General features: G+C 45.9%; 12 protein-coding genes. 3 read left to right on the top strand and 9 right to left on the bottom strand.

Going from position 1 to position 14820, the window contains the following annotated elements:
* Positions 1–38: 38 nt before the first annotated feature.
* Positions 39–1481 carry a hypothetical protein gene (locus L9Q39_RS02790; RefSeq protein WP_237483603.1) on the top strand — a complete coding sequence of 481 codons (1443 nt, stop codon included), beginning with the start codon at positions 39–41 and terminating at the stop codon, positions 1479–1481.
* A gap of 50 nt (positions 1482–1531) precedes the next feature.
* A complete protein-coding gene (locus L9Q39_RS02785) occupies positions 1532–2731 on the top strand; it encodes a hypothetical protein (protein ID WP_237483602.1) in 1200 nt (399 codons plus the stop codon).
* 98 nt (positions 2732–2829) lie between these two features.
* On the opposite strand, the gene L9Q39_RS02780 is transcribed toward L9Q39_RS02785, so the two are convergent.
* The 3 genes from L9Q39_RS02780 to guaB all read right to left on the bottom strand — a co-directional run bounded on the left by L9Q39_RS02780 (position 2830) and on the right by guaB (position 6865).
* Positions 2830–3423: an acetate uptake transporter gene (locus tag L9Q39_RS02780; RefSeq protein ID WP_237483601.1), complete on the bottom strand. Its 594-nt coding sequence runs from the start codon at positions 3421–3423 to the stop codon at positions 2830–2832.
* Positions 3424–3670: 247 nt separating this feature from the next.
* Positions 3671–5224, bottom strand: a complete 1554-nt coding sequence (gene guaA, locus L9Q39_RS02775; protein ID WP_237483600.1) for a glutamine-hydrolyzing GMP synthase — start codon at positions 5222–5224, stop codon at positions 3671–3673.
* A 177-nt stretch (positions 5225–5401) separates the two neighbouring features.
* The gene (gene guaB / locus L9Q39_RS02770) at positions 5402–6865 is read right to left on the bottom strand and encodes an IMP dehydrogenase (RefSeq protein WP_237483599.1); all 1464 of its coding nucleotides are present in this window, start codon (positions 6863–6865) and stop codon (positions 5402–5404) included.
* 197 nt (positions 6866–7062) lie between these two features.
* Between guaB and xseA the strand changes: the two genes are divergently transcribed.
* Positions 7063–8445: an exodeoxyribonuclease VII large subunit gene (gene xseA, locus L9Q39_RS02765; RefSeq protein ID WP_237483598.1), complete on the top strand. Its 1383-nt coding sequence runs from the start codon at positions 7063–7065 to the stop codon at positions 8443–8445.
* Between the two features lie 74 nt (positions 8446–8519).
* Here the strand turns inward: xseA and L9Q39_RS02760 are convergent, their stop codons facing one another.
* The 6 genes from L9Q39_RS02760 to hisS all read right to left on the bottom strand — a co-directional run bounded on the left by L9Q39_RS02760 (position 8520) and on the right by hisS (position 14810).
* Positions 8520–8750 (bottom strand): zinc ribbon domain-containing protein, encoded by a 231-nt coding sequence (locus L9Q39_RS02760; protein ID WP_237483597.1) that lies wholly within the window; start codon positions 8748–8750, stop codon positions 8520–8522.
* Between the two features lie 299 nt (positions 8751–9049).
* Positions 9050–9910 (bottom strand): alanyl-tRNA editing protein, encoded by an 861-nt coding sequence (locus L9Q39_RS02755; protein WP_237483596.1) that lies wholly within the window; start codon positions 9908–9910, stop codon positions 9050–9052.
* A gap of 55 nt (positions 9911–9965) precedes the next feature.
* Complete coding sequence (gene der, locus L9Q39_RS02750) at positions 9966–11450, bottom strand: ribosome biogenesis GTPase Der (RefSeq protein WP_237483595.1); 1485 nt, start codon at positions 11448–11450, stop codon at positions 9966–9968.
* A 225-nt stretch (positions 11451–11675) separates the two neighbouring features.
* Entirely contained in the window at positions 11676–12833 is a 1158-nt protein-coding gene (gene bamB, locus L9Q39_RS02745; protein WP_237483594.1) for an outer membrane protein assembly factor BamB, read from the bottom strand.
* Positions 12834–12844: 11 nt separating this feature from the next.
* On the bottom strand, positions 12845–13459 hold the full coding sequence (locus tag L9Q39_RS02740; protein WP_237483593.1) for a YfgM family protein: 615 nt from the start codon (positions 13457–13459) through the stop codon (positions 12845–12847).
* An 82-nt stretch (positions 13460–13541) separates the two neighbouring features.
* Positions 13542–14810, bottom strand: a complete 1269-nt coding sequence (hisS, locus tag L9Q39_RS02735; RefSeq protein WP_237483592.1) for a histidine--tRNA ligase — start codon at positions 14808–14810, stop codon at positions 13542–13544.
* Positions 14811–14820 lie beyond the last annotated feature (10 nt).

Here is a 14820-nt window from a genome sequence, read left to right as displayed (position 1 = left end):
TTACAATCGCCCGCCTATATAACTATAAGGAAGTTGTAATGAAAACAGTTAATAAAGTTGGCTTAATTGGCTTAGCCATTGCGCTCGCTGGGTGCGGTAACGATGTGGAATTTAAAAGTCATAGTGATAAAGACTTTGACTTCTCAAATTACGAAGGCGCTTTGATTGACGCGAAAAAAATCAAAGGTACTTTCTTAGATCGTGACTATGTTGAAGGCATTGTGTCACAAATCAATTCAGCGCAAGACGCGATTAGCTCACGTGGTTTCTTACGCAATACCCCAGAGCCTGTAAAAGTACTGGATCAACATATCGCTAATCTCTCTTCCATTACCGATATCGACACGGCTCCCCTTGTCGCTCGCCTTGGGCAATACAAGAGCAATATTGAACAGTATCTGCTTGCTGAAGAACAACGTAAAAAGCTGACCATTGAGCGTCTAGAAAAAGACCTTAAGCCTCTATTTGCTGATCTCGATGCAAAAACCGCTCAGCTAACGGAATATAAAGCGTTTTTACAACAAGATACTGACGACTACAAAGCAAAAAAAGCCGCTGTTAAGGCGCAAGAAGCGTTGGTTAAGCAGTTAGATGCGAAAACAGAACAAGCTATTGATCAATATATTATCGACAAAGAGATCCCAATCTCTGTAGACAGCGTCGGTCTGAGCGTCGATTTTTCCAATGCGCAACGATTTCGTGACGGTCAGACTTGTAGCGAAGATAGAAAGGTGAAAGCCGATTACCGAGCGACACTTATGACCACTTCTAGCGGTGAAACGGCTTGTATCTACGACTTTGAGTACAAGTTAAGCTACAGCAAATATCGCGTTAGCTTTGATGCAAACACCAAAGCAGATTTGGAAGCCATTATCGCTAAAGCTGAAGCCGCTGATAAAGAGCAGTACATTAAGCTAGGTTATCTAGAACGTATGTACTATAAAGCCGATGATGCTTTATCTCAGAAAAAAACCATCGCAACCAATAAGTATGGTCGCTCATTGCAAAGCACAGAAAATGCCGTGAACAGTATCAAACGTGAAATTGGTCGCTACCCAGAAGGTCTCATCAACGAAGACCGCACGTTGAATCTAGAATCACCTGCATTTGCTAAGACCATGCGTTATACCCGTGGTGTGAAAAGTGTCCGTATCGATACTGACACGCGTATTTTCCGTGACTACAACCAAGTGTCAGACCGCCTATACAGCCAAAAAATCAAACAACAACTTGCGCAAAGCTTAGTGCGATTTGAAGTGGATGAAGCGGGCTTTGATCTTCCCGACGGTATTGCTCAAAACGAGATTGCCTACCTTTATATCACCAGCCAAGAACCAATCCAAGGTCAGCAGCCTGGCTACTTATGGCATGGTTCTTCACTGGCTAAGACCGAAGGTGAGTTGCGCTTGAATGATCGTTTTTCTGAATACTTCAGCAACTCAGATTCTATTCTAGACCGAATTCAACGCGATATTCTCTAACTCTTATTTCGCCAGTTTAGCTAGAACTGGCGTTTTTAATGGTATTCACTATGACAGAACAAGTATCACCGACAATGCTTATTGCACGCGTTGTTAAACTTCCCAATGCAATCTACGCCTTAGCGCCTCTATTGCTGTTAATGGCACTGTGCCAGCCTATTGTCCAAGATCGCGATCTCTATTTTAGTTTTACCCACGCTTATCCAGCTTGGCTATTGGCAATCATTCTGCTTCCAGCCTGCTTTTGTTATCTGTTGGGTTTGCAGGCTCGCTGGTCACGTATCGCTTTGGCTTGTGCCCTTATCCTGCTGTTCGCGATGCCGTTTATTGAGGCATTCCTCGATGAAGAAAGACTAAGAAACATCACCCGCCTATTCGGTGATGACATCCAGTTTCTCTCCAACCAGCACAACTATCGATATTTCCATCGATTCGAAGACAACTGGCAGGACTTTATCGGTCTGGCCTGGCTAACAGTGCCGGCGTTATTGTTTTGCATCGTGGCTTTGATTGCGCCCAAATATCGCCCAAACCAAGAAGGTTTTCCTACTCTTGCTGAAATCAAGTCAGCTTTTTCTAAGCAAGCCTTCTCTAAACAAGCAGTCGCTGAATTTGCAACAAGCTCACTATCGGGCATGCAAGCTCGTGCAGAACTGGCAAAAACGCAACTTCAGCAAAAAGTCGGCGACAACGAGGCGGTAACCAATATGGCAAAAGATAAGATGTCACAACTGAGTCAAGCGGGTAAAGGCTTACTCAACGATGCTCAACCGATTAAAGATAATCTTAAACAGCAGATCAACCAAATCGGTTCTGCCGATGATATTAAGCAACTGGTTATCAAAAATAAGATCTGGGTTGGCGTAGCGGGTATCGTTGTTGTTATTTTAGGCTCGTGGTTGCTCTCCTCCTCAGACTCACCGAGTGCTCGCGATGTGGAAAAACAGGTCGTCGCGATTGTAGATGAAATCGAATGGAAAATTGATATCGACAACTTGGATATCGAACAGTGCGAACAAGCACATAATGGTATCGATTACCGCTGTCTAGTAACGGCAGAAGTCGAGCTTTACGATCCTAACAACAACCGTAAGCGTCTAAAGTCGAGCATCAATGAAACGCCTCGAACCTTTAAATACCGTGACGGTGAATGGCAAATTACCTTGGATCATATATTGTCAACGGACGCACAATTTACTTTGGGGATGATGGTTATTGGCGACATGTTTGAGGGGCTTAAGCGACGCTAATCGCGGCACCTAACCACATGCAATTATCTTAACTCTCTCATAATAAAAAGCCCCTTGGCGTCATTCGCTCAAGGGGCTTTTTGTGTTTTTATCGCCGATTAAGCGGTAACAGGTTGCTGCTCAGCCACGACTTTTTTCTTTTCGCCGACGGGAAGAATAGTACGACCATATTCAGCATTAAGAACCTGTGCCATTGCAAAGTACATCGCACTTGCACCACAGAAAATACCTTCAAAGCCAGCGATGGTGCCGATCAATTCGCTGTCGAAAAAGTCTCGCGCAGCTAGCAAGAAGAACAGAATGGTGAGAGAACCAAAGACCACCTGTTTTGCTACCGGATAGCACAATGAACCAATAAACATAAAGCCAGTGAAAACACCCCAAAGCAGCAAATACCAACCCATAAAGTGCTCTGGACTCGCTGGTAGACCCATTTTCGGCATCACGATTAGACCAACTAGGGTTAACCAAAATAAACCGTAAGACGTAAACGCTGTAGTACCAAAGGTGTCACCACGCTTGAAGCACATCATGCCAACTAGCACCTGACCGATACCGCCGTAAAAAATACCCATCGCTAGGATCATAGAATCCACAGGGAAAAACCCAGCATTATGAATATTAAGTAGAATCGTTGTCATACCGAAACCCATCAAGCCAAGCGGCGCTGGGTTAGCAAGTTTATTTTGCATCAAAAAGAGCCCTAATTAAAAAATAGTGGTAAAAATTACACGAAAATTTTAAAGCAATTCCGAAAAAAGGGCAGATCCGTTATTGGCAATCTTAGATTGAGGTTTTCGTTATATAAAATGGCACGCATAGAAGCGGAAATTGATATTGCTTCCAAGTTACCCAAAGATAAGAGGTAAGGAGCGTGTCGCTTGGAAAATAGACAAAAAAAGAGCCGGCTATTGACCGGCTCTGATTGCTACTGGAATATTATTCCCATTCGATGGTCGCTGGTGGCTTACCAGAAATATCATAAACCACGCGAGAGATACCACCGACTTCATTGATGATACGGTTAGACACCTTACCAAGGAAATCATAAGGAAGATGTGCCCAGTGCGCGGTCATAAAGTCGATCGTCTCAACGGCACGCAGAGAAACCACCCAGTCATACTTACGACCATCGCCCATCACGCCTACCGAACGTACTGGCAAGAAAACAGTAAAGGCTTGAGACACTTTATTGTAAAGGTCGGCGCTGTGCAGTTCTTCAATGAAAATCGCATCAGCGCGACGCAGTAAGTCGCAGTACTCTTTCTTGATTTCGCCAAGAACACGAACCCCTAAACCTGGACCCGGGAATGGGTGGCGGTAAAGCATGTTGTAAGGTAGACCAAGCTCTAAACCAATCTTGCGAACTTCGTCTTTAAACAGTTCACGCAATGGTTCAACCAGACCCATTTCCATATCGTCAGGCAGACCACCTACATTGTGGTGAGATTTAATGACGTGTGCTTTACCCGTCTTAGAGGCCGCAGATTCAATCACGTCTGGATAAATAGTGCCCTGAGCCAACCACTTAGCGTTCTTCAGCTTTTTAGACTCTTCATCGAACACATCAACAAATACGTGACCGATGATCTTACGTTTTGCTTCAGGTTCCGCTTCGCCTTTCAGTGCATTAAGGAAACGCTCTTCAGCATCAACCTTAATGATGTTGAGACCAAACTTATCGCCAAACATTTCCATGACCTGCTCACCTTCGTTAAGGCGTAACAGACCATTATCAACGAATACACAAGTCAGCTTGTCGCCGATGGCACGGTGTACCAGCATAGCAACAACCGAAGAATCAACACCACCGGATAGACCTAGAATCACTTCATCATCACCCACTTGCTCTTTAATGCGTGCAACCGCATCTTCGATGATGGATTCAGAGGTCCATAGACGCTCACAACCACATACGCCAAGAACGAAGTTCTCTAGCATCTGTAGACCTTGTTTGGTGTGAGTCACTTCTGGATGGAATTGTACACCGTAGTACTTCTTCTCTTCGTTCGCCATCGCTGCGTATGGACAAGTATCTGTTTCAGCCACTTTGACGAAGTCCGCTGGGATCTCAACCACTTTGTCACCGTGGCTCATCCAAACGTCTTGAGTCGCTTCAAGATCTTTAAAGATTGCTGACTCGCCAGATACTTTAACCTGCGCATAACCAAATTCACGCTCATCAGATCCGGCAACTTTACCGCCCAGCTGTTCAGCCATGGTTTGCATGCCATAACATACACCAAGTAAAGGAACACCTGAGTCGAATACATACTGTGGTGCGCGAGGAGAGTTTTCTTCAGTGACACTTTCTGGACCACCAGAAAGGATAATACCGTCTGGGTTGAATTCACGAATGTCCGCTTCATCAACATCCCAGCTCCATAGCTCACAGTAAACACCGATTTCACGAACACGGCGAGCAACAAGTTGAGTATATTGAGAACCGAAGTCTAGGATTAGAATTCGTTGATCATGGATATTTTTCGTCATTTTGGGCATCTTTTCAGCTAAATGGGGAGAACGGAGGCGAGTTTACTCGCCTCTATGCAATGCTTCAAGGAAAAAAGCAAACGTTTACGTGAAAGACAGCCGATGCGACTGCCTTTGATAAATACGTTACCTAAGCGCTTAATTTAAGTGCTTAGCCTAAACGTCTAACCTAAACGCCTAACCTAAACGATAGTTAGGAGCTTCCTTAGTGATTTGCACGTCGTGTACGTGAGACTCTTTCATACCTGCGCCAGAGATTCGTACAAACTCTGCTTTGGTACGCATATCTTCGATCGTGGCAGAGCCAGTTAGACCCATGCTTGAACGTAGACCACCCATCTGCTGGTGAACGATCTCTTTTAGACGACCTTTGTATGCGATACGACCTTCGATACCTTCTGGTACCAACTTATCTGCCGCATTGTCCGTCTGGAAGTAACGATCCGAAGAGCCTTGAGACATTGCGCCCAAAGAACCCATACCACGGTAAGCTTTGTATGAACGACCTTGATAAAGAATCACTTCACCCGGTGCTTCTTCGGTACCAGCGAACATAGAACCGACCATCACGCATGATGCACCCGCCACGATAGCTTTACAGATATCACCAGAGAAACGGATACCGCCATCAGCAATAACTGGAATGTCGTATTCATTTGCTACAGACGCTGCATCCGCAATCGCTGTTACCTGTGGAACACCAACGCCCGTGACGATACGAGTAGTACAGATAGAACCTGGACCAATCCCCACTTTAACAGCACTTACACCCGCTTCGATTAGGGCTTTAGCACCTGCTGCTGTGGCAACATTACCGCCGATGATTTCAAGATCTGGGAAAGCGGCACGAGTTTCACGAATGCGTTGTAGAACACCTTCCGAATGACCATGTGAAGAGTCGATAAGCAGAACATCAACACCCGCTTCAACCAAGGCTTTAACACGCTCTTCGTTACCTGCACCAGCGCCTACTGCTGCGCCAACACGTAGACGACCTTTTTCATCTTTACATGCGTTTGGTTTACGCTCGGCTTTGTGGAAGTCTTTTGCTGTGATCATACCGGTCAATTGGAACTCGTCGTTCACAACCAGAACTTTCTCAACGCGTGCACGGTGCATCTCTTCTTGAACGTCTTCACGAGACGCGCCTTCTTTAACTGCTGCAAGACGCTCTTTTGGCGTCATCACGGCTGAAACTTGTTTGCTTAGGTCGGTGACAAAGCGAACGTCACGACCAGTAATGATGCCAACTAGCTCGTTATTTTCACTGACGACTGGGAAACCAGCGAAGCCGTGTTTCTTAGTCAGTGCCATTACGTCAGCAATGGTTTCTTCTGGGCGAACCGTCACTGGGTTAGCAACCACACCCGCTTCGAAGATCTTAACAAGACGAACTTGCTCAGCCTGTTGCTCAATTGACATGTTTTTGTGGATAAAGCCGATTCCACCCTCTTGGGCAAGCGCAATAGCAAGGCGCGCTTCAGTCACTGTGTCCATAGACGCAGAAATCATTGGAATGTTGAGGTCAATACTTTTTGTTAGCCGAGTGCGAAGATCAGCAGTATTTGGGAGAACGGTGGAGTGAGCTGGAACGAGTAGTACATCATCGAACGTCAGCGCTTCTTTGGCAATTCTTAGCATTTGCAATATCTCACAATTAGAGGTAATTAAAGGAGTAATCCGACCTTATCGTTTCGCATAATAAGGCGATTTGGATTAGATATTGCGGTGGGATTATACGCCCGAGAAAATCGATTGGCTACACATTTTTCTGTTTTTTATTTGCATTTACCCCCTTGATATGTATTATATTGCCGCTAATTTCCATACTCACGTCTATGAGATTAGCTGTGTCCCTATCCCCTCGTTCACCTTCTCGCACCTCGGCAAATAACAGCAATATTTTCACTGTTTCGCGTCTTAACGCCGAAGTTCGTCTGCTATTAGAAAATGAAATGGGGATCGTATGGCTCGTCGGTGAGATCTCTAACTTCTCAGCACCCGTCTCGGGTCATTGGTACTTAACCCTCAAAGACAGTCGCGCCCAAGTCAAATGTGCCATGTTCCGTGGCAACAATCGTAGTGTGAACTTTAAGCCAGAAAACGGCAAGCAAGTCCTCGTTAAAGCTCGCCTCTCTCTGTACGAACCCAGAGGGGATTATCAGCTGATCATCGAATCAATGCAGCCTGAAGGCGATGGTCGATTACAACAAGAGTTTGAGCAGTTAAAAATGTCACTGGCTGGGGAAGGTTTGTTTGCTCAAGGCAATAAAAAGCCTCTGCCTTCTCATCCTCAATGTGTGGGAATCATCACGTCCAAAACTGGCGCAGCCCTTTTTGACATTCTCAATGTATTGAAACGCCGTGATCCTTCACTGCCTGTGGTGATTTACCCAACAACCGTACAGGGTGATAGCGCGGCCATTGAGATTGCTCAAGCCATTGGTCGCGCAAACAGCCGTAACGAGTGTGATGTGTTAATTGTCGGTCGCGGTGGCGGTTCGCTGGAAGATTTATGGTGCTTTAACCATGAAGTGGTTGCGCGCACCATTGCGGCCAGTCAAATTCCAATCATCAGTGCCGTTGGGCATGAAGTTGACGTGACGATTGCCGATTATGTTGCCGATGTCAGAGCGCCAACGCCGAGTGCAGCTGCGGAGTTGGTCAGCCAAGATAGTTCTCATAAGCATGAACAGGTGACGCGAAGAAAGCAGAGACTTGAACAAGCGATGCGTCACTTTATGTCGACCCAAAGTCATCGGCTTGCAAGGCTTGAGCAAGCGATGAATGGTCAACATCCCAAGCATCGTTTACAGCGCCAAAGTCAACGGTTAGATGAAATGGAGCTAAGACTGATCACAGCAATGAAGCAGCGTATCGATCAGCAAGCCTTGAGCCTTAACAATAAGCAACACCGGCTTATGCTCTCTTCTCCGGTCATTAAGCTTAATAATAACAAGCAGCAGATCAGTTACTCTGAGTCTAAACTTAAAGCGGCAATGACACGCTATCTTGAACGCCTACAACATCAATTTGCTAGCACGACAGCAAAGCTGAATACCGTGAGTCCTTTGGCTACTCTAAATCGCGGTTATTCGATTACGCAAAATAGCCACGGCGATGTGGTGACAAACGCTGAACAAGTACAAAAAGATGAAGTGATCACCACCAAGTTAGAGCAAGGGATCGTGACTTCGAAGGTAATAAAAAGCGAGCTGTAATGCTCGCTTTTGCGTTGACTCGGTTTTGTGTTAACTCGCTTTTACGTTAATAAGCTACAGAAAGCGGTTCAGTATTAACCTTGAGCGACAAAGTAAAATTGCAGGCGTGATTTAGATTTCAATTCATTGCAGCTATTACAGAAGTAGTTCGCAGCACCGCAAGCCTGTAGTTTCTCTAATTCTGCACCACAATCCGGGCAATCGGCTTTCTTTTGGTAGTGCTTATCACATTGGCGACAGAGATAGCTGCCATCCCAATCCAATTCATTAGCACACACCGGGCATTCATTGATCGTTTGAGTCATTCCAACACCTCGCTTACTCATGACACAACTAGACGATTTTAAATCGAATCGCTAACTTAGGCTAGATTTCACTCGGATCTTTTAGTGATCATTCGCTCTTTCTATTTTGATCAGCGATCTGCTATAAAAAGAACATTTATATCACCACCCACCGAAAGCATAAGTTACATATTCTGCATTTGGATTATAGATAGAATAAAATTCTAACGCGGAGTGAATAAACACAATAATTCAGACGTTAATAAAAAGATCTCTTGTTCGTCACGAACGAATATTTTCATTTACATGAATCTGTCAGTTCAATCTACTGTCGTCAGCATCTCGATATAATTGCTATCCGTCGCACTGAGCTGGATTCGTATTCCAGTCAGTTCTGCCATGTGGCTTGCGTGTGTGCCACCACAAGGCATTGCTACGGTTTGTTCATCGAGTTCACATAGCCAGTAGCGCGAACTGGTAAGGTAAGGACCTTCCAGTCTCATCTCGATGGGCACGGCGTTGGTTAGCCATGCTTGTAGTTGCAGGTTACACGCCGCCTCAATTTGAGCAAGATCTTCAATCATTTCGGCTGTATTCAAGCCACGTTTTCTTAACGTCTTGCCTAAACGGTAGCTATCGACGCATTGATTGGCTGTCACAAAGCTGGTTTCTTGGGCGTAACTATTAAAATCATAATGCCCTAATCCGTCCTTGCGGTCAGCATCCTTTCGCCAGTAGTTTGCAGCCAGCACTTTATTTAGTGCGAATGAAGCGATATGACCAGCACTGTGTCCACGACTCAGCGCCTGCTGAAAATTCTGATCAACTTGCAAACCAATTGCGTCTCCAACAGTCAATTGGTTGCTTGCTTGAATTCGATGTACCACCACAAAAACCCAACCGTCGCTATCCCGCTTCACTGGAATATCTTGACCGACAAATAGAGCTTGAGACGCAGTTTCTACCGCCCCAACCAAACAATCATCAACAGCATAGCTTTGGCTATTAACAGTCAGCGTACCTCTATCGGCAGGATGATCAGGCCACAAATGACTAATGGGATGAAATGGCGTCGCAGCGACCACAATATCGGTGTATTGCTGGTGACAATCAATCAGTAGGATCTCAGACTCAAGTTGCCAAGTCTGATGACAAAAGTAGGTTTTGGTTGCAGGAATCAATGAGCTATCCTTGTAAAAACGCCCTCTAAAAATAGAGGGCGTTATTGGTGTTAAATTATTTCTTTGGACGACCTTTCATCATGCTCATCAAGCGTTTGCGCTTGCGATCTTGAGATAAGGTCATCTTGTTAGATTTACCCTCAAACGGGTTGTCGCTGCTTTGGAACTGGATACGAATCGGCGTGCCCATGATCTCAAGAGAACGACGATAGTAATTCATCAAGTAGCGCTTGTAGCTATCCGGTAATTCATTGACTAGGTTACCGTGAATAACAACGATCGGTGGGTTGTAGCCACCCGCATGCGCATACTTAAGCTTAACACGACGACCACGAACCATAGGTGGTTGGTGATCATCCGTCGCCATCTTCATGATACGAGTAAGCACGGAAGTACCGACGCGTGTTGTCGCCGACTTATAGGCTTCTTGTACCGATTCGAACAAGTGACCAACACCTGTGCCATGCAGAGCAGAGATAAAGTGAATACGCGCGAAGTCGACAAAGCCTAAGCGACGATCTAGCTCTTTCTTCACGTGTTCTTTAACGTCCATATCCAGACCGTCCCATTTGTTCACCGCGATGACAATGGAACGACCCGCGTTAAGTGCAAAGCCCAATAGGCTCAGATCTTGGTCTGAAATATTTTCACGCGCGTCGATTACCAGTAGAACAACGTTAGCGTCTTCTACCGCTTTTAGGGTTTTCACCACAGAAAACTTTTCGACGGTTTCATTAATGCGCTTACGACGACGAACACCTGCCGTATCAATTAAGACGTACTCGCGCTCATCACGTTGCATCGGGATATAAATAGAGTCACGGGTTGTACCCGGCATATCGTAAACAACAACACGTTCTTCACCCAAAATACGGTTAGTTAGTGTTGATTTACCCACGTTTGGACGACCGATAATCGCCAACTTGATTGGCTGGTCTTGCAGACGCTGGAATTCCGCTTCCGCTTCTTCTTCGGTGTAATCCAGTTTCTCATCTTCTGGATCTTCGAAACCGGTTAGGTCTTCAATTTCCGCTTGGTCATTCAGTGATTCAGCAAACGGATTAAGAGCACGATCAATAAGTGCAGACACGCCGCGTCCATGAGCCGCCGCGATCTGATACATGCTTTCAACGCCCAATTGCCAAAATTCGGCACTTGCAGCATCGGCATCAATTCCATCTACCTTGTTAACCACAAGAAAAGCCGGCTTTTCAATCTTTCTTAAGTGTTGAGCAATGGCTTCATCGGCAACCGTTAGACCCGCACGACCATCCACCATAAACAGCACGACATCGGCTTCATCAATCGCTGCAAGCGACTGAGCTGCCATCTTGGTTTCTACACCTTCTTCCGTGCCATCAATACCGCCGGTATCAATTACAATAAACTCATGCTCGCCTAGTTTCGCCTGACCATATTTACGATCGCGAGTGAGTCCCGGAAAGTCAGCAACCAACGCATCACGGGTGCGTGTTAGTCTATTAAACAGGGTCGACTTACCCACATTCGGGCGTCCAACTAGGGCAACAACAGGTACCATATTAACCTCTACACTTATTCTTTATATTGTAGTTATAGGTAAAAAGTCACTATTTTACCTATCTACTTAGAATGATTCTCTTATCTGTTCGCAACTCGGCGACGGAATCACCTAAGTACAACCACTTCATCTATCCAAATGGACAAATCCTTTTGCTTCGCAGCAATAAAACGGCTCCTAACTGAAAACAGAAAGGAGCCAGATGTGAATTGTATCACGAAATTATTATTGGATCGTCAGTTTCTTTAGCTGACCGTCACGAGCCATGATGACGTAACCACCGTCGACTAAAGTCGGTCCGACAGCCATGCCACTATCGTGAATCAATTGCTGAGCAACGAACTCTCCAGTCTCACGATCAAGCCAGTGCAAATAACCCAGGCTATCACCAACAACGAGATAACCATCAATGATCACGGGATCCGTTAACTGTCGGTACTCAAGTTGGTTATTTTTCCAAAGTTCAGTGCCACTACGTGCATCAACAGCGACTAAATGATCGGTATCCGTGACCACATAGAGGTTACGATTGTCCGTCGCCATATCACTCACTGACGAGTAATTACGTTTCCAAACCGGATTACCCGTTCGCAGATCAATAGAGATCAGCTGACCATTAAAGCCGATAGTGAAAAGCTGTCCACCCAAAATAATCGGTGAGGCGTCTACATCCACTAAACGATCAATCTCGGTCGATCCTTTTGGTGTGCCCACGGGTTGTTGCCAAATCAATTGACCACGTTCGACGATTGCCGCAGCAATACGACCATTCGCTGTACCCCAGAAAACACCACCTGATTCTGCAACAGGCGTACTATCACCGCGCAATGTCAGATTTGGCACATCGGTGCTAATTGTCCAGCGCTCGCTGCCATCAGCTTGATCCAGTCCCACTAACAAACCTTGGCTGGTGTGAACCATAATTAGACTGGCATCCGCGACAGGGTTTGCTAAGACTTCACCTTTGACATTCGCTCGCCATAGCTCTTCGCCATTTTCAATAGAAAGTGCAATCACTTCGCCATTTTCGGTGCCGATATACAGCTTTTCATAAGCCGCTGACAGACCACCAGACAAGCGGGGCAACGTTTCAGATTCAACTTTGGTTTGCCACAGTGTGTTTCCTGTCTCGACGTCATAAGCTTTCACAACACCATCACGGCTTGCGACAAACAGGTTGTCGTAAGCATACACAGGTGACAAGTTGGAAAAGTATTGACCAACGCCGCTGCCGATACTAGAAGACCACTCTGTGCTTGGAGTAAATTCACTGTCTACAACAGGTAGAGGCGCCATCACGATAGAGTCTTCTTCGCTAGAACAACCAACGATAATCCCTAATACCGAGATTGGTAACAGCCACTTTTTAAACAGTTTCTTCATTGGCTAAGCCCTTACTTGGCAAGATCGTCCAATTTAACTTGCAATACCTGACTGGCGTCGGCTGATTGCTGAGCTTCTGTGTAGGCAATATAAGCCGCATCACGGTCACCTTCGCTAATCGCGATGTCGCCACGCAATTCGGCAACACGACCTGTCCAAGACTCTTGTTTGATCTTGTCTAGTTCAGCACGAGCACCAGCATTATCGCCTTGTGCCGCCAGTACACGAGCAACACGGAATGTCACCATCGGTGTTAAAGCAGCGTCTTTAGTATTGCTTTGTGCCCACTTTAATTGCGCTAGCGCAGATTCAAGCTCACCCGCTTCCACTTGTGCTTTAGCAAGTTGCATCGCCGCAAGTACTGAATATTCCGTGCCTTGGTTAGCATCAATGAAATCTTGAACGTCTGAGCTAACTTGACTGCCATTTTCAGCAACAGCCTCTACCACTTTCATGTATTGCGCAGAAGCTTGCTCTTGTGCAGCAATGGTCGAATCTTGGTAGTAACGCCAGCCAAACAGACCGCCTAAACCCACCACTACACCGAGAACCACAGCTTTGCCGTTCTCTTTCCACCAATCTTTAATTGCTTCTACTTGTTGTTCTTCAGAATCGTAGAGTTCCACTTCCTGTCCTCATTAAACTTAAACTTTTTAACATCCCGAATGATGGAATGTACTCGCATCATCCGGTTGCTGAATCCAATACTTAGATAATATGAGCTAATTTAACGGCTAACTCAGTTTGAGCAACTGTTTCTTGGTCGCCACCCTGCAAATCTTTGACAACGACCGTATTCTCAGCAACTTCGTTCTCACCAAGCACCAGAGCAAACAGCGCACCGACTTTATCTGCACGCTTAAATTGTTTCTTAAAGTTACCGCCACCAAAGTGATTCATGACACGGATACCAGGAAGAGTTTCACGCAGATTTTCTGCCAACTTCATCCCTGCCATCATCGTTCCTTCGCCACCAGTTACGATGTAAACGTCAACGCTACGACGCACATCCGTCAGTTCAAGCGTTTCCATCATCAGCACAAGGCGTTCTAGCCCCATCGCAAAACCAACGCCTGGGGTTGGTTTACCACCGAGTTGTTCAACTAGACCGTCGTAACGACCACCGCCACAGACAGTACCTTGGGCACCAAGGCTGTCAGTGATCCATTCGAATACAGTACGGTTATAGTAATCCAAACCACGAACGAGACGCTGATTCACGGTATATTCGATACCCGCAGCGTCTAAAAGTTCACAAAGACCGGCAAAGTGTGCTTTCGACTCTTCATCAAGATAATCAGACAGTTCCGGCGCATCGACCAAAATCGCTTGAACCTCTGGGTTCTTGCTGTCTAGAACACGCAGTGGATTGCTGTGCATACGACGCTTACTGTCTTCATCGAGCACATCAATATGCTGTTCGAGGTGCGCAATCAGCGCGCTTCGGTAGTTAGCACGGGCTTCAAGAGAACCGATAGAGTTCAGTTCCAAGCGTACGTGCTTATCGATGCCTAACTCACGCCAAAGACGTGCCGTCATCATAATCAGTTCTGCGTCAACATCAGGACCATTTAGACCAAATACCTCAACACCACACTGGTGGAATTGACGATAACGACCTTTTTGTGGACGTTCATGGCGGAACATAGGACCCATGTACCAAAGACGCTGTTCTTGGTTGTAAAGTAGACCGTTTTCAATCCCAGAGCGAACACAGCCTGCCGTACCTTCTGGACGAAGTGTTAAGCTATCACCGTTGCGATCCTCAAAGGTGTACATCTCTTTTTCTACCACGTCAGTGACTTCACCAATCGCTCGGCTAAATAGATGCGTCATCTCAACGATTGGCATACGGACTTCGTTGTAACCATATGCACTGATAACATGTTTCACTGTATTCTCAACTTTTTGCCAAAGTGGAGATTGAGTTGGGAGACAATCGTTCATGCCTCGGATTGCTTGAATAGTTTTTGCCACAGCTAAATAC

The organism is Vibrio hippocampi (assembly GCF_921292975.1).
In the GTDB taxonomy this organism is placed as follows: domain Bacteria; phylum Pseudomonadota; class Gammaproteobacteria; order Enterobacterales; family Vibrionaceae; genus Vibrio; species Vibrio hippocampi.
The sequence above is the reverse complement of the archived record's forward strand: the minus strand, read 5'-3'. Positions and strand labels throughout refer to the sequence as shown.